We start from the raw sequence: 26,789 nt of genomic DNA, 5'->3' as shown, positions 1-26,789 counted from the left end.
CTTCCAACCTGAAGTGGGTTGGAGGCAAACATGGTCAAACGAGCATCCAGTATTGCGCTAAGCTTTGGCGCCGTCGCTGTTGCGATCGGATCGGGCTATTTCATGGAAAATAGCGCGCCGACCGTTTCGTCCAATATCATGCCCTCGCCGATCCTGGTGGCCGCAATGCCGCCAGCTGATCCGCAGCCCGCCCCTCAAAGCGATCTGAGAAATGTCGAGTTGACGGCCTCGCCCCTGCCGGAAATCCCTGCGGATATCTTTCAAGAGCTGAACATGCCCTCGCAGGGCATCCAACGTGTGGCCGTGACCGAAAAGGAAATCGTCGTGCCCCAGCCCGTCGAGGTTCAGGGCGGCTTTAGCTGCTCGATCGAGATGACGGCTGAACCGACCATCGCTGCCATGGTGAATATTGAAATCCGCTCGGCCTGTCTGCCGGGCACCCGCGTGACGCTGCACCACAACGGGCTGATGATCACCGAGATGACCGACGACCAAGGCGAGCTGTTCCTGACAATGCCGGCCCTGTCCGAAACCTCTGTATTCATTGCAGATTTTGGCCAGGATAACAGTGCAATTACGACGGTTCAGGTGCCCTCGCTGCGGTTCTATGATCGGGCGGTGGTGCAATGGCAGGGCGTCGCCAGCCTGCATCTGCACGCGCTGGAATTTGGCGCCCAGTTTGGCGAAGACGGGCATATCTGGGATCAGCACACCGGTGATCTGGAAAAAACCATCCACGGCGAAAGCGGTTTTCTTAGCCTGATTGGCGATCCCGCATTGCCCGAGGGCATGCAGGCGCAGGTCTACACCTTCCCCTCGGGGACGACCTCGCGGGTTGGAGATATCCAGCTTGAAATCGAGGCCGAGGTTACCGATGCCACTTGCGGCCGCGAAATCTCGGCGCAGTCCCTGCAGATTTCCGAGGCAAGTGTGCCCCGTGTGCAGGAATTGCAGCTGACGATGCCCGATTGTGACGCGATTGGTGACTTTCTGGTGTTGAAAAACGTGCTGGAAGACCTGAAAGTCGCAGCCAAATGATTGGTTGATTCAGGACACGCAACAATGAACGGGGTCCGTGCGGTGATTTTCACCGCACTTTTTGTTTTTCTCGGGCTACCTGCCGCATGGGCGCAGGATGTGACCCTGATCTCGCCTGATGGAAAGGTCGAGATCAGCGGCGCTCTGCGTGGATTTGACGGCGAATATTACCGTCTTGATACGATCTATGGCGAGCTGACGGTGGATGGTTCCAGCGTGCGATGCGAGGGGCCGGGCTGCCCGAACCTTGAGGACTACATCGCCGAGCTGACGCTGTCCGGCGAGGCCTCGGTTGGGCGGGTGCTGCTGCCGGCGCTGATCGAAACCTTTGCCCAAAGCTCGGGCCTGAAGCTGACCCACGAGGACACGGCGCCGACCGAACGGGTCTATATCTTTGCCGACCCCGAGTCTGACAAGGTAATGGGCGTGTTTGCTGTTCGTTCGACCAACACCGACGACGGGTTTGCGGACCTTCTGGCGGACCAGGCAGACATCGTGATGTCTCAGCGCGAGGTGCGTGTGAACGAGGCCAAGCTGGCGCAAGAGGCCGGTCTGGGCGATCTGAACGCCGCCGGGCGCAGCCGTGTGCTGGCGCTGGATGCATTTGTGCCCGTCGTGGCCACAGACAATCCGTTGGGCAGCATCACCACGACCATGCTGTCGCGAGTCATTTCTGGAAAAATCACGAATTGGCAAGAGCTTGGCGGACCAGATGCGCCGATCAACGTGCATATGCTGGATGACAAATCCGGGTTGGGGCAGGCGGCGACTGACCGGCTTTTGACCCCGGTCGGTGCGGGGATTGCGGCCGTAGCTTTGCGGCATCCGAACAACCTGACGCTGGTTCAGGCAATTGCGAGGGATCCGTTTGGATTGGGGCTGGCCAGCAACTCGGGAACGCTTGGGGTGAAGGCGGTTCCGCTAAGTGGGAAATGTGGTTTTCTTGTTCCGGCCGAGCGAAACTCGGTCAAGACCGAGGATTATCCCCTGACGGCGCCGGTGTTTCTATATGTCCCCGCGCGGCGATTGCCGAAACTGGCGCGAGATTTCCTGACCTTCACGCGCAGTCTGTCCGCGCAGCTGGTGATCCGGCGCGCGGGCTATATTGACCAGGCACCCGAGCTTGTCCCGATCGATATTCAGGGCAACCGTTTTGCCAATGCCATCGCACAGGCCGGAAAAGAGGTCTCGTTGGACGATCTGCAGCGAATGGTGCAGGTGTTGCGACCGATGAAACGGTTGACGACGACTTTCCGGTTCGAGGCAGGCTCGATCCGTCTGGATGCGCAGTCCCGTTCAAATGTGGCGCAACTGGCGCAGGAAATTGAGGCGGGGCAATATGATGGGCGCCGCTTGATGTTTGTTGGCTTCAGTGATGGCGAGGGGCTGGCCTCGGCCAATCTGGGGATCGCGCTGCGCCGGGCCGAGGCCGTGCGCACAGCCGTGCAAACCACTGCCGAGACAGCCAGCTTTGATCGGTTGAAACTGGATGTCGATGCCTTTGGCGAGGCGATGCCCATGGCGTGCGACGACAGCGCCTGGGGGCGTCAGGTCAATCGCCGGGTCGAGGTTTGGGTGCAGTAATCACAAAAGCCCCTGGGCGCGAAAGCTCAGCTCGCGCGAGCGACCGATGATCAGATGATCGTGCAGGGTGATGCCCATGGTCTGGCAGGCAGCATTTATCTGTTCGGTCATAGAGATGTCAGCGTCGGACGGGGTCGGATCACCCGAGGGATGATTGTGCACCAGAATGAGCGCTGACGCATTCAGTTCGAGGGTTCGCTTCACGACCTCGCGCGGGTAAACAGGCACGTGGTCGACGGTGCCGCGGGCTTGATCTTCGTCGGCGATCAGCACGTTTTTGCGGTCCAGGAACAGGATGCGGAATTGCTCGGTCTCGCGGTGGGCCATGGTGGTGTGGCAGTAATCCAGCAGCGCATCCCAGCTGGATATCACCTGTTTGCGCAGAATTCGCGCGCGGGACAGACGTTGGGCGGCAGCTTCGACGATCTTAAGCTCGCAAATTACGGCCTCGCCCACGCCAGGAACTTGCGCCAACCGCGCCGGTGGGGCTGACAGCACCCCGTTGAAGTCGCCGAACTGTTCCAGCAAGGCGCGGGCCAAGGGTTTTACATCGCAGCGTGGAATGGCGCGGAACAGGACCAGTTCCAGCAGTTCGTAGTCGGGCAGGGCGGTAGCGCCGCCATCCATGAACCGGCCACGCAGACGTTTTCGGTGATCCCGGATATAGCTGGGCTGCTTGCCTTTTTCCGGCACGGGTGCCTCGTCCTGATCAAAGGAGAAAAGGCCAGGCATTTCCTGAAAAGAAGAGCGGAGCTGAGACATATGCCCAAGCTCCGCCGATTCGCTTACAGATTGGTTAACGACTTTCTGAGGTCAGCTTTTCATGCTGTCCCAGAAACCCTTTACCTTGTTGAAAAAGCTGTTGCTTTCAGGGTTGTTATCCTTGCCCAGCTGCTCGAACTCTCGCAGCAGTTCTTTCTGCTTAGAGCTAAGGTTCACGGGAGTTTCCACCGCCAGTTCGATGAACATGTCCCCCGAACCAGCGCCGCGCAGGGCGGGCATGCCCTTGCCACGCAGACGCATCTGCCGGCCAGCCTGACTGCCAGATGGGATCTTCACGCGGCTGCGGCCACCGTCGATCGTCGGCACTTCGATATCGCCACCCAGGGCGGCAGTCGCCATGCTGACGGGGACGCGGCAGAACAGGTTCACATCCTCGCGTTCGAACAGCTCGTGCCGGGCGACGTCGATAAAGATGTACAGATCGCCCGTCGGTCCGCCACGCAGCCCGGCCTCGCCTTCGCCGGACAGGCGGATACGGGTGCCGGTTTCAACGCCAGCAGGGATATTGACGCTTAGCGTACGCTCTTTTTGAACACGGCCATGACCGCCACAGGATTTACACGGGTTCTGGATGATCTGCCCCATGCCCGAACAGGTCGGGCAGGTACGTTCGACCGTAAAGAACCCCTGCTGAGCGCGCACTTTACCCATGCCCGAACAGGTCGGGCAGGTGGTGGGTTCCGCGCCACCTTCGGCGCCCGAGCCATCGCAGGACTCACAGGCAACGGTACTGGGCACCTTGATGGTTTTCTGCGCGCCGGTGAACGCCTCTTCCAACGAGACCCGCAGGTTATAGCGCAGGTCGGCCCCGCGCGCGGCACGGTTGCGACCGCCGCCGCCACCACGGCCACCCATGAAGTCGCCGAACAGGTCGTCGAACACGTCCGAGAACGCGCTGCCGAAATCACCCTGGCCTGGATGTCCGCCGCGCGGGCCGCCGCCCATGCCGTTTTCAAAGGCCGCGTGACCATAGCGGTCATAGGCTGCCTTCTTTTCGGGGTCCTTGAGGCATTCATAAGCCTCGTTGACCTCTTTGAACTGAGCCTCGGCGTCGGGGTTGTCCGCGTTCCGGTCGGGGTGCAGCTCTTTGGCCTTCTTGCGATAGGCTTTTTTCAGTTCGTCGGCAGAGGCACCCTTGGATGCGCCAAGCACATCGTAATAATCACGTTTTGACATTGGGTATTCCCCTTTCAGGAACGAAAAGGGCCGGCCCGGTCAGGACCGGCCCCATATGGTTCCGACGGATTCTTACGAACGCTTGTCGTCGCCCAGGTCTTCGAAGTCAGCATCGACGATGTCGTCATCGGGGCCGCCTGCTTCGTCAGCAGCAGCGGGCTCGTCAACGGGTTCGTCCTGGGTGGCCTTATAGATCGCCTCGCCCAGTTTCATGGCCGCTTCGGTCACGTTCTGGACGCCGGACTTGATCTTCTCGGCGGAGGCGTCGTCTTTTTCCAGGTCGTCCTTCAGCGCGGCGATGGCCAACTCGATCGCTTCGATCGTGGTCGGGTCCACCTTGTCGCTGTGCTCTTCCATCGACTTTTCGGTCGAGTGGATCAGGCTTTCGGCCTGGTTGCGTGCTTCGACCAGTTCCTTGCGCTCTTTGTCGGCTTCGGCGTTGGCTTCGGCGTCCTTAACCATGGCTTCGATGTCCGCGTCGGACAGGCCGCCCGAGGCCTGGATGGTGATCGACTGTTCTTTGCCGGTGCCTTTGTCCTTGGCGGCCACCGACACGATGCCGTTGGCGTCGATGTCAAAGGTCACTTCGATCTGGGGCATGCCACGCGGCGCTGGCGGGATGTCTTCCAGGTTGAACTGGCCCAGCAGCTTGTTGTCTGCAGCCATCTCACGCTCGCCCTGGAATACACGCAAGGTCACGGCCGACTGGTTGTCTTCGGCGGTCGAGAAGACCTGAGACTTCTTGGTCGGGATCGTGGTGTTGCGGTCGATCAGGCGGGTGAACACACCGCCCAGGGTTTCGATACCCAGCGACAGCGGGGTCACGTCCAGCAGAACCACGTCTTTCACGTCACCCTGCAGAACACCGGCCTGAATGGCGGCGCCCATGGCGACCACTTCGTCGGGGTTCACACCCTTGTGGGGCTCTTTACCGAAGAACTTGGTCACCTCTTCGATGACTTTGGGCATACGGGTCATACCGCCGACCAGAACAACCTCGTCGATGTCGCCGGTGGTCAGGCCCGCGTCTTTCAGTGCGGCCTGGCAGGGCTTGATCGAAGCTTTGATCAGGTCACTGACCAGCGATTCCAGTTTGGAACGGGTCAGCTTCATCACCAGGTGCAGCGGTGTGCCCGAGTTCGGGTCCATCGCGATAAACGGCTGGTTGATCTCGGTTTGCTGGCTCGAGGACAGCTCGATCTTGGCTTTCTCAGCGGCTTCTTTCAGACGCTGCAGGGCCATCTTGTCCTTGGTCAGGTCGGCGCCGTGTTCTTTTTTGAACTCGTCCGCCAGGTAGTTGACGATGCGCATGTCAAAGTCTTCACCACCCAGGAAGGTGTCGCCGTTGGTCGATTTAACTTCGAACAGGCCGTCGTCAATCTCCAGAATGGTCACGTCGAAGGTACCACCACCCAGGTCATAGACCGCAATGGTGTGGGTGTCTTCTTTGTCCAGACCATAGGCCAGCGCGGCTGCGGTCGGTTCGTTGATGATCCGCAGGACTTCCAGGCCGGCGATCTTACCGGCGTCCTTGGTGGCCTGACGCTGAGCATCGTTGAAGTAGGCAGGAACGGTGATCACCGCCTGAGTGACGTCTTCACCCAGGTAGGATTCTGCCGTTTCCTTCATCTTGCCCAGGATGAACGCAGAAATCTGGCTGGGGGAGTATTTCTCACCCTGAGCTTCGACCCATGCGTCGCCGTTGCCGCCGTCGATGACGTTGAACGGCATGTTTTTCTTGTCCTTGGCCAGATACGGGTCGTCCGCGCGACGACCAATCAGGCGCTTCACACCGAACACGGTGTTGGTGGCGTTGGTGACGGCCTGGCGTTTTGCAGGCTGGCCGACCAGACGCTCGTTGTCTGTAAAAGCAACGATCGACGGAGTGGTGCGAGCACCCTCGGAGTTTTCGATTACTTTGGGTTGGGCGCCGTCCATGATTGCGACGCAGCTGTTGGTGGTACCAAGGTCAATACCAATGACTTTAGCCATGTTTTCGATCCCTTCACATTCAAGGCGATGACACGAGACGTGGACCCGTTATGGCATCCTGCCCCGATCCTGTTTTGCGGTGATCCGGATTGGGTTCACCGCGCTTCTCGGCGTATATAAGGAGGGGCTTTGACCCCTGCAAGCGTCTGAGTACGGTGGAGCCCGTGATTCCGCGTGAATTTCTCCTAAAGCGGTTAGAAATGAGTTGATGGGGACAAGAATGTCGGAAATTTCCATCCGAGGGGTGCAGATCATCCAGGGCGCATTGAGCCCCGAGGCCCAGAAGACCCTGGTCGCCGCATTGCGCGAGGTAACTCGCCAAGCCCCGCTGTTTTCGCCCATGACGCCCTATGGCAAGCCAATGAGCGTTCAGATGACCTCGGCCGGGCGGTTTGGGTGGTATTCGGACAGGTCAGGCTATCGCTATCGGGATCGCCACCCGAATGGGCAGGCTTGGCCGTCGATACCCGTTGGTGTCCTGAACCTGTGGCGACAACTGGTCAGCGCGGAACGTGACCCAGACTGTTGCCTGATCAATTTCTACAAAGAAAAAGCGCGGATGGGGATGCATCAGGACCGGGACGAGGCGGATTTCTCATGGCCGGTTCTGTCAGTCTCGTTGGGGGATGACGCGCTGTTTCGCATTGGCAACCGGACCCGCGGCGGCAAGACCGAAAGCATCTGGTTGAGGTCCGGAGACGTGGCCGTAATCGGCGGCGAGGCGCGGCTGGTTTACCACGGGGTGGATCGGATCAGACCGGGCTCCAGCAGCTTGCTGGCCAAGGGAGGGCGGATCAACCTGACCTGCCGCGTCGTCACCTGATCAGCGACGCGCACCCCAGCTGGCACTGCTGTGGCGGCGTGTATAGAACTCGCCCATCAGGCCAATCATCAGGAAAACCAGCCCGAAATAGAACGGGTACATCGCCGAGGTGTTGCGTGGAAAATAGTTGATGAACACAAAGCCGCGCGACTGGTCGATACAGTGAAACAGCGGGTTCCAGTCGAACAGTTTCAGCATGAAAGGCGGCAGCGTGTTGGCCACGAACATCTTGCCCGAGGCGATCATGTTCGCACGCTGATACACCATGGTGATGATGCGCACGGGGGTCGGGAACCAAGGCTTGGCGGCCAGCAAAACCATGCCGATCCCCAGCCCGGAAAACCATGCCAACAGGATCATCCCGAAGGCGTTTATCGGTTGTTCAATGGTGAAATGCTTGAACCCGACGTAATAGACAGACAGGATCACCACCAACGACAGCACCTGGATATAAAGCGCGCTCAGCGCAGACGAGGCGATGGCGATCACCGTGTTCATCGGCGCGTGCTTCATCATCGGCGAGGTCGGCCCCTCGGATCCGACAACGGCCCCGATGGTCTTAATCTGGGTCATGTACAGGAAGACGCCTGACATCAGGTACAGCAGAAAATCACCGCGCAACGCCGTGCTGCGCAGCCCAAGAACCGAAAACATGACATAGAAGGTCATCACGAAAATGACGACTTGCAACATGTTCATCGCGATCGACATGAAAGCGTTGCGATGGGTTTTTCGGATGCTGCGAGCGATAGAATGATACGTCAGCCCGGCAATCGTGATTGCCGACCCGAAGTTCGAGTTTCGCCTGCTTTGTTGGAACATTTCTGTGCCGTCCTGCCGATTCAGTGGATTCTTTGCATGGAAATCTTGCCGTCCCGTTACCCGACCATCATAAGGGGAAGCGCAGAACCAATCAACTCGCCGGCATTGTTGCCGGTTTTTTGTGTAGGAAAAGACCTTGGATTACGAAAAACTTACCGTCGTTATGCGCCGTTTGGCCCTGGAGGCCGGTGACAAGATCATGGAAATCTACAATTCCGATGAATTCGAGGTGAAAACCAAATCCGATGAAAGCCCCGTAACCGAGGCGGACGAAGCCGCTGACGCGCTGATCTCGGCCGGATTGCGCGCTGAGTTTCCCGGCGTGACGTTGATCACCGAAGAACAGGCCGACAGCCACAGCGAAAAGGCCGACACTTTCCTGATCGTCGACCCGCTGGACGGCACCAAAGAGTTTGTCCATCGTCGCGGTGATTTCACTGTGAACATTGCCTATGTCGAAAACGGTGTGCCGACCCGGGGTGTGGTCTATGCGCCCGCCAAAAACCGTATGTTCCTGACGCTGGCAGACGGCTCTTCGGTCGAAGAGGCCGGAGATTTTGCCAAGGATGCCATGGGCGCGACCACCGCGATCAAGGTGTCGGATGCGGATAACTCGGCCCTGCTGGTTGTCGCGTCGAAATCGCACCGCGATCAGGCGACGGATGACTACATCAACAAATACGCTGTGGCCGATTCCAAAAGCGCGGGCTCGTCTCTGAAGTTCTGCCTGGTCGCCACGGGCGAGGCTGACATCTATCCGCGCGTGGGCCGTACGATGGAATGGGACACCGCCGCAGGTCACGCCGTTCTGCATGGCGCAGGCGGCAAGGTTGTGCGCTTTGATGATCACAGCCCGCTGGTCTATGGCAAAGAGGGATACGCAAACCCGTTCTTTATTGCCTATTCCCCCAGCGTCGCGCTGAAAGAAGCCTGATCCATACGCTTGAAATCGCGAGGGTTCCCTCGCAATGTGGCCCCCAAGGCGCAGGCTTTGGGGGCTTTTTCGTGGGACAATGACAGATCGGGATTTGCAGATGCCGGACAGATCCCTTTGGGGCGCCTACCTGATGCGGCTTTGGCGGCGCAGGCTGCTGTGGCGCGCGTTTCAGGCCCGGCATCAGCTTAGCATCGTTGTGAACCGCACTCAGGCGATCCGGCCAGACGATTTGCTGCTGGTCTCGGTTCAACGCAACGAGGCTTCGCGCCTGCCTTATTTTCTGGAGTATTACCGCGCTCGCGGGGTCTCGCATTTTCTGTTCGTCGACAACGGCAGCGATGATGGTAGCGCCGAGTATCTGGCGCAGCAGCAGGACACCTCAGTCTGGCAGACGCAGCGCAGCTATCGTGCATCGCGCTTTGGGCTGGATTGGCTGACCTGGCTGCAGATCCGGTACTGCCACCGGCATTGGTGCCTGATGGCCGACGCGGACGAGCTGCTGGTCTATGACGGGCACGAACGTCACGATCTGCGCGACCTGACGGTATTGCTGGATCGGCAGGGCCGCGTTGGCTTTGGTGCGCTGATGCTGGAGCCCTATCCCAAAGGAGCGTTAGAGCGTCCGGCGTATGTTCCCGGCCAAGACCCGATGGAGATTTTGGAGTGGTTTGACCCCGGCCCCTATCGCGCCGAACGGCAGACCCCCATGGGTAATCTGTGGCTACAAGGCGGCGTGCGCGAACGGGTGTTTTTCGCCACCGAGCCGCGCAAATCTCCGACGTTGAACAAACTGCCACTGATGAAGTGGCACCGGCGCTATACCTATGTGAACTCGACCCATTCGGCTCTGCCGCCCCGGCTGAACGCGCTTTATTCCGGGCCGGGGGAAACGGCGCCTGCAGGGGTGTTGCTACATACCAAGTTTCTGCCCGAGATTGTTTCCAAATCGGCAATTGAAAAGTCACGTGGCCAACATTTTGCCCGACCCGAGGAAATGGAGGGATACTATGATGCCCTGACCCAAGCCCCGGATCTGTGGAGCGAGCAATCGCTGCAATATCAAGGCGCTGGGCAGCTGGTGGAATTGGGGCTGATGCCCTCGATCGATTGGCAGGATTAAATCACTCGTACGTAGAATTTGGAAACCAAGCGGCAACCGATTCCATATATGTTGGCACCGCTTTGGGTTCATGACATATTGATCAAAACAAAGCGCTTAGCGGCATCGGACCTTGGGACCGTGCCTGTGACCGGGGATTTGAGGTAGAGTAATTTGGGCTGGCGGGATTCATATCGGCTGCGGTTACGGCGCAAGCGTGCGATCATACGCTCGATCAGAAAATCGCGAGAACTGCGGGCGGTTCAGGACAACACTCAACGTATTCGAAACGGGGATATCCTGCTGGTTTGCACCATGCGGAATGAAAAAATCCGGCTGCCCTATTTCCTGGACTACTATCGCAAGATGGGGATCAATCATTTCCTGTTCGTTGACAATGGATCGACGGACGGAACGGCGAAATATCTGCATGACATGCCGGATGTGTCGGTTTGGTACACCGAGGCAAGTTATAAACGCGCGACGTTCGGCGTGGATTGGATGAACTATCTGAAGCGCAAATATGCGCATGGCCACTGGGTGCTGGTGGTCGACCCGGACGAGTTCTTTATCTATCCGTTCTGCGACACCCGCCCGATCCGCGCACTGACCGATTGGCTGGACAATTCCTCGATCCGGCAGTTTTCGGCGATGTTGCTGGACATGTACCCAAAGGGCCGCATCGACCAGCAACCATATGCCGAGGGGCAGAACCCGCTTGAGATCGCTTCTTGGTTCGACTCGGGCAATTACAGCTACAAAAAGAACGCGTATTACAACAATCTGTGGATTCAGGGCGGGCCGCGACAGCGTATGTTTTTTGCTGATGATCCCTTTCAGGCGCCAGCACTGAACAAGATTCCCCTGGTTAAATGGAACCGCAAATACGCCTATGTCAGCTCGACTCATATGCTGCTGCCGCGCGGTCTGAACAGGGTTTATGATGAATCGGGCGGCGAGATGGCCAGCGGGATGCTGCTCCATACCAAGTTCCTGGATACATTCCCCAACAAGGCCGCAGAAGAACTGGATCGCGGCCAGCACTACGCGGCCAGCGTCGAATACAAGGCCTATGCCGAGCGTCTGCGCGCCAACCCCGATTTGTGGTGTCGTTGGTCTGAAAAATACATCAACTGGCGCCAGCTGGAGATTTTGGGCCTCATGTCCAAGGGGAACTGGGCATGAGCACGCTGGGCATCGTCATGTTGGTCCACGACGCCCTTGGCCGGGCCGAGCAGGTCGCCCGTCATTGGGCCGCCGCCGGATGCCCGGTGATGATCCATGTGGACGCCAAAGTGGGGCGACGCACCTATAATGCCTTCGTTAAATCCATGAAGGATTTGCCCGATGTCAGCTTCAGCCCGCGTCATGACTGCGAATGGGGCACCTGGGGGCTAGTTGCGGCCTCGCAATCAGCGGCGGGGTTGATTCTGGGGCGTTATCCGGATGTGCGACATGTCTATCTGACGTCGGGGTCGTGCCTGCCGTTGCGCCCGGTAGCAGATTTGATCGAGTACCTCGATGCGCGCCCGCGCACTGATTTTATCGAAAGCGCCACCACCGCCGACGTGCCTTGGACAGTAGGCGGGCTGGACCACGAACGCTTTACCCTGCGCTTTCCGTTTTCCTGGAAAAAACAGCGCCGGCTTTTTGACGGATATGTCCGTCTGCAACGCCGCCTGGGTATGAAGCGCCGGATTCCCAAGGGGATCACGCCACACATGGGCAGCCAATGGTGGTGCCTGACCCGCCAGACCCTTTCGGCCATCCTCGACGACCCTGACCGGCCCGATTATGACAGGTACTTCGAGAAAGTCTGGATTCCCGATGAAAGCTATTTCCAGACGCTGGCTCGGCTTTATTCCTCGAATATCGAGAGCCGCTCGTTGACCCTGTCCAAGTTCGATTTCCAGGGTAAGCCGCATATTTTCTATGACGATCACCTGCAGTTACTGCGCCGCTCGGATTGTTTTGTCGCGCGTAAGATCTGGCCCCATGCGGATCGGCTTTATCGCGCGTTCCTAAGCGATGCGCCGGGGAATGGCCCAATGGCTGAACCGCAACCCAGCAAGATCGACCGTATCTTTTCCAAGGCCGTGGATCGCCGGACGCGCGGCCGCCCGGGCCTTGTGATGCAAAGCCGGGTGCCACGCGAAGGTTGGGAGAACGGCGTTACCTCTGGAAAATACTCGGTTTTCCAGGGGTTTTCCGACCTGTTCGTGGATTTCGAACCCTGACTTGCCAAGGCGACCGAGGCTCGGGTGCATGGCCATCTGTTCGCCCCGGACCGCGCGGACTTCGCGGATGGCCAGACCACGATGAACGGAGCGCTGTCCGACAGCGCCGCCATTCGGGATAACGATCCCGCAGGTTTTGTGCGCAACATGATCTGGAATACCCGCGGCGAACGGCAGTGTTTTCAGTACGGGCCGACTGACGTCCAGGACGTCAGCTGGTTTCTGGCCAAGGACCCGAACGCCCATATTTCGGTGATTTCGGGGGCTTGGGCGGTGCCGTTGTTTGGCTCGAACCGCAACTTTTCCGAACTGCGGGCCGAAGCCGCAAAGCTACAAAAGGTCGAGGCCGAGTTTCTGAATGTGCTCCGTTCGCCCTATACAAAGGCGCGCATCCGCATCTGGACCATGGCCGAGTTCATCGATGCCCCGATGGAGGCGCTGCAAAGCATCATCGACGAAATAGGCCTGAAACGCATGACCCGCCTGACCGAAGCGCCGCATATGGCCGATCTGGACGGGTTTGGGCAGTTCCTGCAAAACCTGAAGAACCAGGGGATGCACCCCTATCTGATGGGCGATTTCCCGGTCGAGCAGGACCCGATCCGCCCTAATCCCCAAAACCCCAAGCCCTATCTTGTTCGCTGAGGCCCCATGAGTGGAAACTTTGATTACTTTGTTGTTCTGGCTGAAATGCGGACGGGCTCGAACTTCCTCGAGGCGAACCTGAACGCTTTTGACGGCATCAGTTGCCATGGCGAGGCGTTCAACCCGGCCTTTATTGGCTATCCCAACGCCGAGGACATTTTGGGGGTCACGCAGGCCGAGCGTGAAGATAATCCCGATCATCTGATCAACACGATCCGCGATCAGGCGGGTGCTTTGGGCGGGTTTCGGTTCTTTCACGACCATGATCCGCGGGTGATTGACCGACTGCTAAGCGATCCGCGCTGCGCCAAGATCATCCTGACGCGCAACCCGGCCGAAAGCTATGTCAGCTGGAAAATCGCCCAATCGACCGGCCAGTGGAAGCTGACGAATATGAAGCGCCGCAAAGAAGGCTCGGCCGTGTTCGCAGCGCCCGAGTTCGAGCAGCACCTGTCAGCGTTGCAGCAGTTTCAGATCAAGGTACTGAACGCGCTGCAAGTGACTGGTCAGACTGGGTTCTATGTCGATTACGAGGATCTTCAGAGCCTTGAGGTGCTTAACGGATTGGCTCAGTGGTTAGGTGTGGATCAACGGCTTGACGCGTTGGATTCCAAGCTGAAAAAGCAAAACCCCCAACCTCTGTCTGCCAAGGTCGAAAATTTCGACGAAATGGAGACTGCTCTTGAGGGGCTGGACCGTTTCAACCTGACGCGAACCCCGAATTTCGAACCTCGCCGTGGCGCCGCAGTGCCCGGTTATGTGGCAGCGGCACAGGCGCCTCTTTTGTTCCTTCCTATCCCCGCCGGCCCCGAAGCGCAGGTGGTACAATGGCTGGCCGATGTAGACAGTGCCGATCTGGACGCGTTGCAATCGGGGTTCTCTCAACGGACTTTGCGGCATTGGCGGCAAACGACCCCGGGTCATCGCAGCTTTACCGTGCTGCGTCATCCCGTGGCGCGGGCGCATCACGCCTTTTGTCAGCGTATCCTGAACGACGGTCCGGGCCATTTTGCGCGCATTCGAAAAATTCTGCGGCAGGTCTATAAGCTGCCCCTGCCCAAGTCCGGCGTCCCCGAAGGGTATGACGCCAGGGCGCACCGCGCGGCGTTCATGGTATTTCTGGATTTTGTGGGCGACAATCTGGCCGGACAGACCAGTGTCCGTCTGGATCCCCATTGGGCCAGTCAGGTCGAGGTGATCCGCGGCTTTACCGCGGTTGCGGCGCCGGATTTTGTGCTGCGCGAGGCCGAGCTGACCAAAATGCTGCCCATTCTGGCCGGCAAAGAGATCGCGTATCAGCCCGCTCCGCAGGACATGCCGATTGCACTGTCAGAGATTTACGATGACGAGATCGAGCAGAAAGTCCGCGCTGTCTACAAGCGGGACTATGTAAGCTTCGGATTTGAAAACTGGAAGGATCAGGCTGCCTGAACCGAATGGTTTTCGGTCAGGATGGTGTACAGCGTCGCAGCATCCGCATTGGCACGCAGCTTGGCACAAAGCGAGGCTTCGCGCAGCGTCCTGGACACCAGTGCCAAGGCCTTCAGATGCTCGACACCCGCTTCTTCAGGGGCAAACAGGGCAAAGACGATATCCACGGGCTGCCGATCGACCGAGTCGAAATCAACAGGCTTTTCCAACAACACGAAAGCGCCCTGAACAGCGTTAAGATCAGGCATCCGCGCGTGGGGCAGGGCGACACCCTGGCCCACACCGGTGGGGCCAAGGCTTTCGCGTTCCAGCAGCGCCTCGACTGTGGCGGGCGCGCTAAGACCATATGCAGAGAACGCAAGATCGCCCAGCTCTTGCAGCAGGCGCTTCTTACTGGAAGCCGAAGAAATAACTCTCACGGCCTCAGGCTTGAGGATGCTCGACAGTTCCATACTCGGTACGTTTCTCCGGCTTCGGGTTTGCCCCGATCACATCATTGCTGTGGGTCGATCCAGCCGATGTTGCCGTCTTCGCGGCGATACACGACGTTCAACCCATCTTTGGTCTCGTTACGGAATACAAGAACCGGGGCACCTGCCAATTCCATTTGCATCACGGCCTCTCCGACAGAGAGAGATGGGATCTTGGTTTCCATCTCGGCCACGATAATGGGCTGCAGGCTTTCCGGCTCCGAATCCCCTTCGGTGCCTTCCGAGGCGAGGATATAGGACGAAGCTCCGGCAAGTTCAACCGGCTCTGCCCGATCGCGATGGTGGTCCTTCAGGCGCCGCTTATAACGGCGCAGCTGTTTTTCCATTTTTTCGCAGCAGCTTTCGAACGCCGCATAGATTTCATGCGCATGAGCTTTGGCCTGTGCGGTCAGCCCGGTGGAAAGGTGGACAGTCGCCTCGCAGACGTATTCATTGGCTGATTTCGAGAAGATTACGTTCGCGTCCGTGGGGCGCTCTGCATACTTCTGGACAGCGGCTCCAAGCCCGTCTTTGACATGGGTTTGCAGTGCTTCACCGATATCGATCTGCTTTCCACTGATTTGATAGCGCATCCTGTCTCCTTTTTATTATTCGACACATCAGGACTCTCCAGTGCGCGTTGTGCGACCGGATGTTGTTAAGTCTGAATGCTGGCAGAGAACATTTCCTTGGCTTGCTCGCGTTCAGGTCTTGGCAAGAAGACCAGAAGCATCAGCGGTGCAAAATCCAGAAATGTCATGATCCTATTTGAGGTCAGGATCAGGGTCCGTGTCAATTGGACAGAGGAAAATATTTGTGCGGCTTTCGGCGGAATATCGCACGATCCTTACGATATACGGAAGTTATCCCCAAGATAGACGCGGCGGACGTTTTCGTTTTCCACAACGTCCGAAGGCGTGCCCGACATCAGAACCTTGCCGTCATGCAGAATGTAGGCACGGTCCACGATCTCCAATGTTTCCCGCACGTTGTGATCGGTGATCAGCACGCCTATGCCGCGTTTTTTCAGATCGGCCACCAGATGGCGGATGTCGCCCACGCTGATCGGGTCAACGCCCGCAAAGGGTTCGTCCAGCAGCAGATACTTGGGATTCGCGGCAAGGCAGCGCGCGATTTCCACCCGGCGCCGTTCACCGCCCGACAGGGCCAAAGCGGGCGCGCGGCGCAGGTGTTCGATGGAAAATTCGCTCAGCAACTCTTCCAGGCGTTCGCGGCGCTTATGGCGATTCTTTTCCGAGATATCCAGAATCGCGGTGATGTTGTCCTCGACGTTCAGGCCGCGGAAAATGGACATTTCCTGGGGCAAGTAGCCGATCCCCAACTTCGCCCGGCGATACATCGGCAGGCCCGTGACATCACGGCCGTCGATCGTGACCTGGCCACCTTCGGGATAGACCAGCCCAGCGATCGAATAGAACGTCGTCGATTTCCCGCAGCCGTTGGGGCCCAGCAGGGCGACAACCTCGCCGCGGTTCAGCTCCATGCTGAAATCACGGATCACGACGCGCTTTTTATAGCTTTTTCGCAGATGCGTCACGCGCAAGCCCGAGCTGCCCTCGGTCACGTTCAGGTCGGGCTGCGTCATGGCTATTCCTTGATCTCCAGGGTGGTGCGAACACGCCCCCCGATCTGAGCAGTGCCAGAGTCCAGGTTGATCGTCACCTTTTCACCCGAGATTACGTTCTGCCCCTGGGTAAGCAACACGTTGCCGGTAAGCACCACGATGGCCTTGTCGATATTATAGTCAGCCTGCTGCGCCTCGGCGGCGACGGGCCCGTTAACCAAAGTCACGCCGCCACTGGCCAGCAAGCTTTCGATGCCCTCGCCGTCCTCATTGTAGGTCACCAGGACCGTCTGAGCGGACAGCAGCATTTCCCCCTGCGAGATCGCAACATTGCCCTGAAAAGTGGCTTGGCCGTCTTCTTGGTTCACGGACAGGCTGTCGGCGCTGACCTGAACGGGTTGGTCGGCCGTATCGCGCGCCGAACCAAAGGCAACATCGTTGGCCAGTGCCGGCGAAGCAAGCAGGGGCAAACAAAAAACAATATGGCGCAGCTTAAACATTCTGACGTTCCTAATTCTGCGGTTGGTATACCAGCTTTACCCCGTTTGTGAAAAGCAAATGGGCCGCACCTGTGTCGTTATCCGTGGTCAGGATCATTTTGCCGGCGTCAAACTGTCCGCCGGGTCCTGTGCCTGTAACAGGGCCATCGCTTTCGGCCGAGATCTCTTGCATCGAGGACCGTAGCCCCTCGGTTTGAACAGAGTACCCTGTCGAGCTGCTGATGCTGACGCCGCCAGTCAGATGGGCGTTACCAAGGTTCGTGTCCAGCAACGCGGTGTCCGCGTCAAAGGTGATGCGCGTACCGCTGGTCAGGTCAATGCGGGCGGCAAGTTTGGTTGCCTCGGCACGGGCGTTGTCATCTGGATCAGGCTTGGCAGTTTCCGCAACAAAAGTGATCAGGTCCCCGTCCCTGGTCGCACCCGAAAAATGCGGCCGGTTGATCACGCCGTCGTTGATGCGTTCTTGCAGGTCTACGCGGGCATAGGGAATCGAATCCGTCGTGTCCCGCCCCCGCGACAGCAGGAACACGGTCGAAAGCAGCACCAGCGCAGCCAACGGCAGGATTATCTTCAACCCGCGTACCAGCCGCGAGTAGAGGGACTCGTGAAATGCCATTGTCGGACGCCTCCTGCGCGCGATGCCGCCGGAACTTAGTGAGAGAAGATGTCGACCTCGGGCCAGCCTGCCAGGTCAAGTTTGGCGCGGGTCGGCAAGAAGTCAAAACACGCTTGCGCGAACTCGGTGCGACCTTCGCGCGCCAACATCCGGTCCAGCTCGGCTTTCAGCTCGTGCAGATACAGAACATCCGAGGCCGCGTAATCCAGCTGCGCCTTGGTCAGCTTGGGCGAACCCCAGTCGCTGCTTTGTTGCTGCTTCGAGATGTCGGTGCTCAGCAATTCCTGCAGCAGATTCTTCAACCCGTGCCGGTCAGTATAGGTGCGCACCAGCTTGCTGGCGATCTTGGTGCAGTAAACCGGCGCGGTCAGGGCGCCAAAGGCATTATACATCGCCGCGATGTCGAAACGCCCGAAGTGGAACAGCTTCAGCACCTCGGGATTCTCAAGCATTGCACACAGATTCGGGGCCTCGGTCTGGCCTTTTTCGACCTGCACCAGGTGGGCATTGCCGTCACCGCCGGACATCTGAATCACGCACAAACGGTCCCGATGGGGGTTCAAACCCATGGTTTCGCAATCAATCGCCACAACCGGACCAAGGTCCAGATCGGCAGGAATATCGTTTTGATATAGGTGGTTAGTCATCTCATTCCCTCTGTGGAGGGAATGGTGCCCAGGAGAGGACTCGAACCTCCACGTCCATACGGACACTAGCACCTGAAGCTAGCGCGTCTACCAATTCCGCCACCTGGGCAGGTGTCGTGAAGGGCGATTTATAGGTGGGGTCGGGTGGTGTCAACGAGGTTTTTCAACTTTTTTCTGCGACGCCATATCTTCTTGTGGAAAACCCCCTGCAGCGCTAGGAACAGAGAAGAATTTTCAAGCCGGAGCTACTTATGTCGAAACTCGTGACCATTTATGGCGGCGCAGGATTCGTCGGCCGCTATATCGCTCGGCGTCTGGCCAAGGATGGCTGGCGTGTCCGTGTGGCCGTGCGTCATCCCAACGAGGCCATGCACGTGAAACCCTACGGTGTTCCCGGTCAGGTCGAACCCGTGTTTTGCAACATCCGTGACGATGCCAGCGTCGCCTCGGTAATGAACGGGGCGGACGCGGTGGTGAACTGCGTCGGCATCCTGAACCAGCAGGGCAAGAACACCTTTGCTGCCGTGCAGGCCGAAGGCGCGGGCCGTATCGCCCGGATCGCTGCGGAAAACGGTGTTGGCAATCTGGTGCACATTTCGGCCATCGGTGCGGATGCCGAGGCCGAAAGCGAATACGCACAAACCAAGGCCGCAGGCGAGGCCGCCGTGCTGGAGCATTTCCCCGGCGCCGTGATCCTGCGTCCCTCGGTCATTTTCGGCACCGAGGACCAGTTCTTTAACCGCTTTGCCGGCATGCTCGGCCCGGTTCTTCCGGTGGTTGGCGCGGACACCAAGTTCCAGCCGGTCTATGTGGATGATGTTGCTCGGGCTGCGGTCAAGGGCGTGACAGGCGAAGCACCTGCAGGCATCTACGAGCTGGGCGGCCCGGATGTGAAATCCTTCCGCGAGCTGATGGCTGACATGCTGGTCGTGATCCACCGCCGCAAGTTGATTGTGAACCTGCCGTTCTTTGTCGGCAACTTCATGGCTTTCTTCTTTGACCTTGGTCAGAAGCTGACCGGCGGTCTGATCAAAAGCGCGCTGACGCGGGATCAGGTCAAATCGCTGGCCGTGGACAATGTGGTTACCGAAGGCGCCAAGGGGCTGGCCGATCTGGGGATAAAGCCCACCTCGATCGAGGCGGTACTGCCCGAGTATCTGTGGCGCTTCCGTCCCTCGGGGCAGTACGCGGCGATCAAGGAATCGGCCAAGAACCTGCGCCACGGCTAAGCGGCGACACATGAATTCAAAGGGGCGTGCCAGTGGCGCGCCCTTTTTACGTATAGGCGATCGTCAGCAGGATAATCCCCAGGATCACGCGGTAGATCACGTAAGGCGTAAAACTGACCGAGTGCAGCAGCCGCATCATCAGGCTCAGCGCCAGCAAGGCGGCGACAAAGGCGAACGCGGCTGCAATCGCACCATCCACGGCTAGGGCGGTGTTCGCTTGGGCGATCACCTCGACCGAAAGCAGCGCGCCGCTGGCGAAAATCGTGGGGATCGACATCAGCATGGCCAGTTTGGCCGCATCATGCCTGTTGTACCCCAGCTTTCGCGCCGCAGTGATGGTAATGCCCGACCGCGAGGTTCCGGGGATCAACGCCACGGCCTGCCAAAGCCCCATGATCAGCGCGTCCTTCGTGCTCCAGTCGGCCTCGGCCTTGTTTGTGGGGCCCCTTTGATCGACCCAGTAAAGCAGTAGCCCGAACAACAGCATGGTCCAGCCGATCACCTCGATCCCGCGCATCAGGTCGTCCAGCCCGGTCAGCTTCAAGACCAGCCCGAACAGGATCACCGGGATCGTCGCGATCATCAGCAAAAAGGCCAGTCTGGAGCCGGGCGTGTCAATTTTCCCTGACAGCATCCGCGGAATTCCAGCCAGCCCTACGCGGACATCTGCCCAGAAATACAAAATCACAGCGGCCAGCGTGCCCACATGCACGGCCACGTCGATCACCTGACCCTGGTCCTGCATCCCGGTGAGATTCGGCAATAGAATCAGGTGTCCGGATGAAGAAATGGGCAAAAACTCGGTAATGCCCTGAATTACAGCAATGATGAACAGATGGGTCAGAGTCATTGGGGCGTCGCTCTCCTTTTCGGATGCCTTTTTATAACGTATTGAAAAAATTAAAGGAGTTTCTTTTTAGGTCCGTAACGGTCATAAATTTGATACAAGAACTTGCTGCGGGCGCAAACAGGTGTGTAAAAATATGAATAAAGGTCAGCATGTTTGACTTTTATTCCCTTTCAACCTGAACTAAACAATGCCGACCGAAAAATATCTAGCAGAAAGGCAGCGCCGTGGCTAAGCAACCGATGCTGAAATTCGTAAACATTTCGCGTGATATGCCCTCGAAACGCGAGGCAGATCAGCGGAACAAGGATTTCAATGAAATCTACGCCGAATATGCGGATGAAAAGGCCAAGGAGCAATCCAGCCGCTGCAGTCAGTGTGGAGTGCCTTATTGCCAGGCGCATTGCCCGCTGCACAACAATATCCCCGACTGGCTGCGCATGACCGCGATGGGCCGTCTGGAAGAGGCATATGACATCAGCCAGGCCACGAACACCTTCCCGGAAATCTGTGGCCGCATCTGCCCGCAGGACCGTCTGTGTGAAGGCAACTGCGTGATTGAACAGTCGGGCCACGGCACCGTGACCATCGGCTCGGTCGAGAAATACATCACTGACACCGCTTGGGAAAAAGGCTGGGTGCAGCCGATCACTCCGGCGGTCGAGCGTGACCAGTCGGTTGGTATCATCGGCGCTGGCCCCGGTGGTCTGGCCGCAGCGGACATGCTGCGCCGCGCTGGTGTGCAGGTCACCGTGTATGACCGGTATGACCGCGCAGGCGGGCTGCTGACCTATGGCATCCCCGGTTTCAAGCTGGAAAAAGACGTCGTTATGCGCCGCATTGATCAGCTGGAGCAGTCGGGCGTCGAGTTCGTCATGAACTGCAATGTTGGCGAAGACCTGTCCTTTGACGCGATCCGCGGCAAGCATGACTCGGTCATCATCGCGACTGGCGTTTACAAGACCCGTGATCTGGAAGGCCCCGGTTCGGGTGCCGATGGTATCGTACGCGCGATTGATTACCTGACCGTGTCCAACAAGTTGTCCTTTGGCGACACCGTGGAAGAGTACGAAGACGGTACTCTGAACGCGGCTGGCAAAAAGGTTGTCGTGATCGGTGGTGGTGACACCGCGATGGACTGTGTGCGCACCGCGATCCGTCAGGGCGCAGAAAGCGTCAAATGTCTGTACCGCCGTGACCGTGCGAACATGCCCGGCTCGCAGCGCGAAGTGCAGAACGCCGAAGAGGAAGGCGTGGAATTCGTCTGGCTGGCCGCGCCCAAGGGCTTTGCTGGTGATCCGGTCAGCGGCGTGATGGTGCAGAAAATGCGCCTGGGTGCCCCCGATGCCTCGGGGCGTCAGTCACCCGAAGTGATCGAGGGCGCGGATTACGTCGAAGACGCGGACATCGTGATCAAGGCGCTGGGTTTCGAACCCGAGGATCTGCCCAAGCTCTGGGGTGTTGACGGTCTGGAAGTGACCCGTTGGGGCACTGTGAAGGCCGAGTTCACGACCGGTAAGACGGCGTTGGAGGGTGTTTACGCGGTGGGTGACATCGTACGTGGCGCCAGCCTGGTGGTCTGGGCGATCAAGGATGGCCGTGACTGCGCCGAAGCGGTTCTGGACTATCTGAACGACGCCAAGGCCGTAGCCGCTGAATAAGATTTGGGGCCGCTCAGGCCCTGCGAATTGACCCAGCCCAAGCAGCTAATGGGCAAGGATACGATCTGACAACCGACCCGCGACGCGAGGGGTGTCAGATCCGCGAGAAGGAGACGACAATGACTGTCTACGATGAAAACTGGGTAGCCGCCGAAGAAGCCAAGCGCCAGTACATGGCCGAGAACGGCCTCTATTCCTTCGAGGAAGAGCATTCCTCGTGTGGGGTTGGCCTGGTGGTCAGCCTGGACGGCAAGCCCAGCCGCAAGGTTGTCGAAAGCGGCATCACCGCGCTGAAGGCGATCTGGCACCGTGGTGCTGTGGACGCTGATGGCAAAACCGGTGACGGCGCCGGTATCCACGTTCAGATCCCCGTTCCTTTCTTCTATGACCAAATCAAGCGCACGGGCCACTTGCCCGATCCTGACAGCCTGATGGCCGTGGGTCAGGTGTTCCTGCCGCGTACCGATTTTGGCGCTCAGGAAAAATGCCGGACCATCGTCGAAACCGAGGTTCTGCGCATGGGCCACACCATCTATGGCTGGCGCCACGTCCCCGTTGATGTGTCCTGCCTGGGTGAAAAAGCCAACGCAACCCGCCCCGAGATCGAGCAGATCCTGATCTCGAATGGCAAAGACATCGACGAAGAGGCGTTCGAGCGCGAGCTGTACGTGATCCGCCGTCGTATCGAAAAATCGGCCGCCGCTTCGGGTGTTGGCCAGCTGTATATTTGTTCGCTGTCCTGCCGCTCGATCATCTACAAAGGCATGATGCTGGCCGAGCAGGTCGCCGAGTTCTATCCTGATCTGCAGGATGAAGGTTTTGAATCGGCTTTCGCGATCTATCACCAGCGTTATTCGACCAACACCTTCCCGCAGTGGTGGCTGGCTCAGCCGTTCCGCATGTTGGCCCATAACGGTGAGATCAACACCCTGAAGGGCAACGTCAACTGGATGAAATCGCACGAGATCCGCATGGCCTCGGGCGCATTCGGTGATCTGGCCGAAGACATCAAGCCGATCATTCCGTCGGGCTCGTCCGACTCGGCTGCTCTTGACGCCGTGTTCGAGGTTCTGGTCCGCGCTGGCCGCAACGCGCCCATGGCGAAAACCATGCTGGTGCCGGAATCGTGGTCCAAGCAGGCGGTCGAACTGCCGCAGGCGTGGCGCGACATGTATTCCTACTGCAACTCGGTGATGGAGCCGTGGGACGGCCCCGCCGCGCTGGCAATGACTGATGGTCGCTGGGTTTGCGGCGGTCTGGACCGTAACGGCCTGCGCCCGATGCGCTACGTCGTGACCGGCGACGGCCTGCTGATCGCGGGTTCCGAGGTGGGCATGGTCCCGACCGACGAATCCATCGTGGTGGAAAAAGGCGCCTTGGGTCCGGGTCAGTTGCTGGCCGTTGATATGGCCGAAGGCAAGCTGTACCACGACGAAGAGATCAAGAACAAACTTGCCGCCAGCCAGCCGTTTGGCGAATGGGTCGGCAAGATCAACGATCTGGACAAAGCTCTGTCCGGCCTGAACGAAAAGCCGGTCTTCACCGGGGCCGAGCTGCGCCGCCGTCAGATCGCTGCGGGCTATACCATCGAAGAGCTGGAACAGGTTCTGTCTCCCATGGCTGAAGACGGCAAAGAGGCGATTGCCTCGATGGGGGATGACACCCCGTCGGCCGTGCTGTCGAACAAGTACCGCCCGCTGAGCCACTTCTTCCGTCAGAACTTCAGCCAGGTGACCAACCCGCCGATCGACTCGTTGCGTGAATACCGCGTGATGAGCCTGAAAACGCGTTTCGGAAACCTGAAGAACGTGCTGGACGAAAGCAGTGCCCAGACCGAGATTCTGGTTCTGGAAAGCCCCTTTGTCGGCAACGCTCAGTTCGACGAGCTGACCCGTCAGTTCAACGCCGATCTGGTGACCATCGACTGTACGTTCCCCGCCGGCTCGGACGAAGAAGCGCTGCATGTCGGCCTGGAGCGCATCCGCGCCGAGGCCGAGGACGCTGTGCGTTCGGGCGCCGGTCACATCGTGTTGACCGACCAACATCAGGGCGAGGAAAAAGTCGGTATGCCGATGATCCTGGCCACCAGCGCCGTGCACTCGCACCTGACCAACAAAGGCCTGCGGACTTTCTGCTCGCTGAACGTGCGGTCGGCCGAATGTATCGACCCGCATTACTTTGCCGTGCTGATCGGTTGCGGCGCCACCGTGGTGAACGCCTATCTGGCCGAAGACAGCCTGGCCGAACGTATCGAACGTGGCCTGCTGGACGGCACGCTGACGGAAAACGTGCGCCGCTATCGCGATTCGATTGACCAGGGTCTGCTGAAGATCATGGCTAAGATGGGGATCTCGGTGATCTCGTCCTATCGCGGTGGTCTGAACTTCGAAGCTGTGGGCCTGAGCCGCGCCATGTGCGCCGAATACTTCCCCGGTATGATCTCGCGCATTTCCGGCATCGGTGTTCACGGCATTCAGAAAAAGGTCGAAGAGGTCCACGCCAAAGGTTGGTTGGGTGGCCGCGACGTACTGCCCATCGGCGGCTTCTACAAAGCGCGGAAATCGGGTGAAACCCACGCGTGGGAAGCCCAGTCCATGCACCTGATGCAGCAGGCGTGTAACCGTGCCTCGTTCGAGCTGTGGAAGCAGTATTCGGCCAAGATGCGGTCCATGCCGCCGATCCATCTGCGTGACCTGCTGGCGATCAAACCGCTGGGCAACCCGGTGCCGATCGAAGAGGTCGAAAGCATCACCGCGATCCGCAAGCGTTTCGTGACCCCCGGGATGTCGCTGGGCGCGCTGAGCCCTGAATCGCACCGGACTCTGTCCATCGCGATGAACCGTATCGGCGCCAAGTCGGATTCGGGTGAAGGCGGCGAAAGCCCCGATGATTTCACCCCCGAACCCAACGGTGATAACGCCAGCGCGAAGATCAAGCAGGTGGCCTCGGGCCGTTTCGGTGTGACCGCCGAATACCTGCTGCATTGTGAAGAGCTGGAGATCAAGGTCGCCCAGGGTGCGAAACCTGGTGAGGGCGGTCAGCTGCCCGGCATGAAGGTCACCGACCTGATCGCCAAGCTGCGCCACTCGACCAAGGGTGTGACGCTGATCTCGCCGCCGCCGCACCACGATATCTACTCGATCGAGGATCTGGCCCAGCTGATCTATGATCTGAAGCAGATCAACCCGCGCTGTAAGGTGACGGTGAAACTGGTGGCGTCCTCGGGCGTTGGCACGATCGCTGCCGGTGTGGCCAAGGCCGAGGCAGACATCATCCTGATCTCGGGCCACAATGGTGGTACCGGTGCGTCGCCCGCGACCTCGATCAAGTTCGCCGGTCTGCCCTGGGAAATGGGCCTGACCGAGGCGCATCAGGTTCTGGCGATGAACAACCTGCGCGAACGCGTGACCCTGCGGACCGACGGTGGTCTGCGCACCGGTCGTGACATCGTCATGGCCGCCATGATGGGCGCCGAGGAATACGGCATCGGCACCGCCGCGCTGATCGCGATGGGCTGTATCATGGTGCGTCAGTGCCAGTCGAACACCTGCCCGGTCGGAGTCTGTACCCAAGACGAAGAGCTGCGTGGCAAGTTCACCGGCAACGCGGATAAGGTGGTGAACCTGATCACCTTCTACGCTCAGGAAGTCCGCGAGATTCTGGCCTCGATCGGGGCCCGTTCGCTGGATGAGGTTATCGGCCGTGCCGACCTGCTGAGCCAGGTCAGCCGTGGCAACGCCCACCTGGACGATCTGGACCTGAACCCGCTGCTGCTGACCGTGGATGGTGCTAAGGACATTGTTTACGACCGCTACAAGGATCGTAACGCTGTGCCCGACACGCTGGACGCCGAAATCGTGCGCGACGCGCATCGGTTCCTGGAAGACGGCGAGAAAATGCAGCTGTCCTATGCCGTGCAGAACACGCACCGCACCGTGGGCACCCGCACCTCGAGCCATATCGTGCAGAACTTCGGGATGCGTAACGCGCTGCAGCCTGATCACCTGACCGTTAAGCTGACCGGTTCGGCGGGTCAGTCGTTGGGTGCCTTTGCGGCCCCGGGCCTGAAGATCGAGGTTTCGGGCGATGCCAATGACTATGTTGGCAAGGGTCTGTCGGGCGGCACCGTTGTGGTGCGTCCGCCGATGCACTCGCCGCTGGAGGCTTCGGAGAACACAATCATCGGCAACACGGTTCTGTATGGTGCCACCGACGGTTACCTGTTTGCCGCTGGCCGCGCGGGAGAGCGTTTCGCCGTCCGTAACTCGGGCGCCAAGGTGGTGATCGAGGGCTGTGGCTCGAACGGTTGTGAATACATGACCGGCGGTATCGCGGTGATCTTGGGCTCGATCGGGGCTAACTTCGGTGCGGGCATGACGGGCGGTATGGCCTATCTGTACGATCCGAACGGCGAAGCTTCTGACATGATGAACATGGAAACGCTGGTGACCTGCCCCGTGACCGTGGACCACTGGGAAGCCGAGCTGAAGGGCCTGATCGAACGCCATGTTGCGGAAACCGGCAGCCGTAAGGCCGCAGCGATCCTGCAACATTGGGATATGGAGAAGGGTAACTTCATGCAGATCTGCCCCAAAGAGATGCTGGTGCATATCCCGCATCCGCTGAGCCTGGAAGAAAGCGCCGTTCCGGCCGAATAATCCGCGATA

At 59.0% G+C, this 26,789-nt stretch carries 21 protein-coding genes, 1 tRNA gene and 1 pseudogene; 11 read left to right on the top strand and 12 right to left on the bottom strand.

From position 1 onward, the window contains the following. Positions 1-30 precede the first annotated feature (30 nt). Positions 31-1,038 carry a hypothetical protein gene (locus ACOQOQ_RS04405; protein WP_420568922.1) on the top strand — a complete coding sequence of 336 codons (1,008 nt, stop codon included), beginning with the start codon at positions 31-33 and terminating at the stop codon, positions 1,036-1,038. A gap of 24 nt (positions 1,039-1,062) precedes the next feature. Further along, on the top strand, positions 1,063-2,622 hold the full coding sequence (locus ACOQOQ_RS04400; RefSeq protein WP_420568921.1) for a substrate-binding domain-containing protein: 1,560 nt from the start codon (positions 1,063-1,065) through the stop codon (positions 2,620-2,622). On the opposite strand, the gene radC is transcribed toward ACOQOQ_RS04400, so the two are convergent. The 3 genes from radC to dnaK form a co-directional block, all read right to left on the bottom strand. Further along, positions 2,623-3,384, bottom strand: coding sequence for a RadC family protein (gene radC, locus ACOQOQ_RS04395; RefSeq protein ID WP_420568920.1), 762 nt, complete (start codon positions 3,382-3,384; stop codon positions 2,623-2,625). It lies immediately after the preceding gene. A 51-nt stretch (positions 3,385-3,435) separates the two neighbouring features. After that, positions 3,436-4,581: a molecular chaperone DnaJ gene (gene dnaJ, locus ACOQOQ_RS04390; protein WP_420568919.1), complete on the bottom strand. Its 1,146-nt coding sequence runs from the start codon at positions 4,579-4,581 to the stop codon at positions 3,436-3,438. A gap of 72 nt (positions 4,582-4,653) precedes the next feature. Further along, on the bottom strand, positions 4,654-6,573 hold the full coding sequence (dnaK, locus tag ACOQOQ_RS04385) for a molecular chaperone DnaK (RefSeq protein WP_420568918.1): 1,920 nt from the start codon (positions 6,571-6,573) through the stop codon (positions 4,654-4,656). A gap of 220 nt (positions 6,574-6,793) precedes the next feature. Here dnaK and ACOQOQ_RS04380 point away from each other — a divergent pair, with 220 nt between their 5' ends. Continuing rightward, complete coding sequence (locus ACOQOQ_RS04380) at positions 6,794-7,396, top strand: alpha-ketoglutarate-dependent dioxygenase AlkB family protein (RefSeq protein WP_420568917.1); 603 nt, start codon at positions 6,794-6,796, stop codon at positions 7,394-7,396. Here the strand turns inward: ACOQOQ_RS04380 and ACOQOQ_RS04375 are convergent, their stop codons facing one another. Then, the gene (locus tag ACOQOQ_RS04375; protein ID WP_420568916.1) at positions 7,397-8,218 is read right to left on the bottom strand and encodes an ABC transporter permease; all 822 of its coding nucleotides are present in this window, start codon (positions 8,216-8,218) and stop codon (positions 7,397-7,399) included. Positions 8,219-8,354: 136 nt separating this feature from the next. Here ACOQOQ_RS04375 and cysQ point away from each other — a divergent pair, with 136 nt between their 5' ends. The 5 genes and pseudogenes from cysQ (at position 8,355) to ACOQOQ_RS04350 (ending at position 14,567) form a co-directional block, all read left to right on the top strand. Beyond that, positions 8,355-9,152, top strand: coding sequence for a 3'(2'),5'-bisphosphate nucleotidase CysQ (cysQ, locus tag ACOQOQ_RS04370; RefSeq protein ID WP_420568915.1), 798 nt, complete (start codon positions 8,355-8,357; stop codon positions 9,150-9,152). A gap of 100 nt (positions 9,153-9,252) precedes the next feature. Then, on the top strand, positions 9,253-10,275 hold the full coding sequence (locus ACOQOQ_RS04365; protein WP_420568914.1) for a glycosyltransferase family 2 protein: 1,023 nt from the start codon (positions 9,253-9,255) through the stop codon (positions 10,273-10,275). 177 nt (positions 10,276-10,452) lie between these two features. After that, on the top strand, positions 10,453-11,439 hold the full coding sequence (locus ACOQOQ_RS04360) for a glycosyltransferase family 2 protein (RefSeq protein ID WP_420569730.1): 987 nt from the start codon (positions 10,453-10,455) through the stop codon (positions 11,437-11,439). Further along, positions 11,436-13,136: pseudogene (locus tag ACOQOQ_RS04355) on the top strand (beta-1,6-N-acetylglucosaminyltransferase). The gene ACOQOQ_RS04360 and the pseudogene ACOQOQ_RS04355 overlap by 4 nt, the downstream one beginning before the upstream one ends. A 6-nt stretch (positions 13,137-13,142) precedes the next feature. Further along, positions 13,143-14,567, top strand: a complete 1,425-nt coding sequence (locus tag ACOQOQ_RS04350; RefSeq protein ID WP_420568913.1) for a nodulation protein NodH — start codon at positions 13,143-13,145, stop codon at positions 14,565-14,567. Here ACOQOQ_RS04350 and ACOQOQ_RS04345 read toward each other — a convergent pair. The 7 genes from ACOQOQ_RS04345 to ACOQOQ_RS04315 all read right to left on the bottom strand — a co-directional run bounded on the left by ACOQOQ_RS04345 (position 14,555) and on the right by ACOQOQ_RS04315 (position 18,494). Continuing rightward, entirely contained in the window at positions 14,555-15,019 is a 465-nt protein-coding gene (locus ACOQOQ_RS04345) for a PTS sugar transporter subunit IIA (protein ID WP_420568912.1), read from the bottom strand. The genes ACOQOQ_RS04350 and ACOQOQ_RS04345 overlap by 13 nt on opposite strands. A gap of 41 nt (positions 15,020-15,060) precedes the next feature. Further along, entirely contained in the window at positions 15,061-15,630 is a 570-nt protein-coding gene (hpf, locus tag ACOQOQ_RS04340) for a ribosome hibernation-promoting factor, HPF/YfiA family (RefSeq protein WP_420568911.1), read from the bottom strand. A gap of 254 nt (positions 15,631-15,884) precedes the next feature. Further along, positions 15,885-16,643 (bottom strand): LPS export ABC transporter ATP-binding protein, encoded by a 759-nt coding sequence (lptB, locus tag ACOQOQ_RS04335; protein ID WP_420568910.1) that lies wholly within the window; start codon positions 16,641-16,643, stop codon positions 15,885-15,887. A gap of 2 nt (positions 16,644-16,645) precedes the next feature. After that, positions 16,646-17,122 (bottom strand): lipopolysaccharide transport periplasmic protein LptA, encoded by a 477-nt coding sequence (gene lptA / locus ACOQOQ_RS04330; RefSeq protein ID WP_420568909.1) that lies wholly within the window; start codon positions 17,120-17,122, stop codon positions 16,646-16,648. A 10-nt stretch (positions 17,123-17,132) separates the two neighbouring features. Next, a complete protein-coding gene (lptC, locus tag ACOQOQ_RS04325; RefSeq protein ID WP_420568908.1) occupies positions 17,133-17,738 on the bottom strand; it encodes an LPS export ABC transporter periplasmic protein LptC in 606 nt (201 codons plus the stop codon). 35 nt (positions 17,739-17,773) lie between these two features. Beyond that, positions 17,774-18,385 (bottom strand): ribonuclease D, encoded by a 612-nt coding sequence (locus tag ACOQOQ_RS04320; RefSeq protein ID WP_420568907.1) that lies wholly within the window; start codon positions 18,383-18,385, stop codon positions 17,774-17,776. A 22-nt stretch (positions 18,386-18,407) separates the two neighbouring features. Continuing rightward, positions 18,408-18,494: transfer RNA gene (locus ACOQOQ_RS04315), tRNA-Leu, on the bottom strand. A 142-nt stretch (positions 18,495-18,636) separates the two neighbouring features. Between ACOQOQ_RS04315 and ACOQOQ_RS04310 the strand changes: the two genes are divergently transcribed. Next, positions 18,637-19,614: a complex I NDUFA9 subunit family protein gene (locus tag ACOQOQ_RS04310; RefSeq protein WP_420568906.1), complete on the top strand. Its 978-nt coding sequence runs from the start codon at positions 18,637-18,639 to the stop codon at positions 19,612-19,614. Positions 19,615-19,660: 46 nt separating this feature from the next. On the opposite strand, the gene ACOQOQ_RS04305 is transcribed toward ACOQOQ_RS04310, so the two are convergent. Continuing rightward, positions 19,661-20,464, bottom strand: a complete 804-nt coding sequence (locus ACOQOQ_RS04305) for an undecaprenyl-diphosphate phosphatase (protein ID WP_420568905.1) — start codon at positions 20,462-20,464, stop codon at positions 19,661-19,663. 224 nt (positions 20,465-20,688) lie between these two features. On the opposite strand from ACOQOQ_RS04305, the gene ACOQOQ_RS04300 reads away from it, so the two are divergent. Then, positions 20,689-22,122, top strand: coding sequence for an NAD(P)-dependent oxidoreductase (locus tag ACOQOQ_RS04300; RefSeq protein WP_420568904.1), 1,434 nt, complete (start codon positions 20,689-20,691; stop codon positions 22,120-22,122). Positions 22,123-22,241: 119 nt separating this feature from the next. Then, positions 22,242-26,780 (top strand): glutamate synthase large subunit, encoded by a 4,539-nt coding sequence (gene gltB / locus ACOQOQ_RS04295; protein ID WP_420568903.1) that lies wholly within the window; start codon positions 22,242-22,244, stop codon positions 26,778-26,780. The last annotated feature ends 9 nt before the right edge of the window (positions 26,781-26,789 follow it).

This window comes from Thalassovita sp. (genome assembly GCF_965218685.1).
Lineage (GTDB): Bacteria > Pseudomonadota > Alphaproteobacteria > Rhodobacterales > Rhodobacteraceae > Thalassobius.
This window is presented reverse-complemented; position numbering and strand designations above follow the sequence as displayed.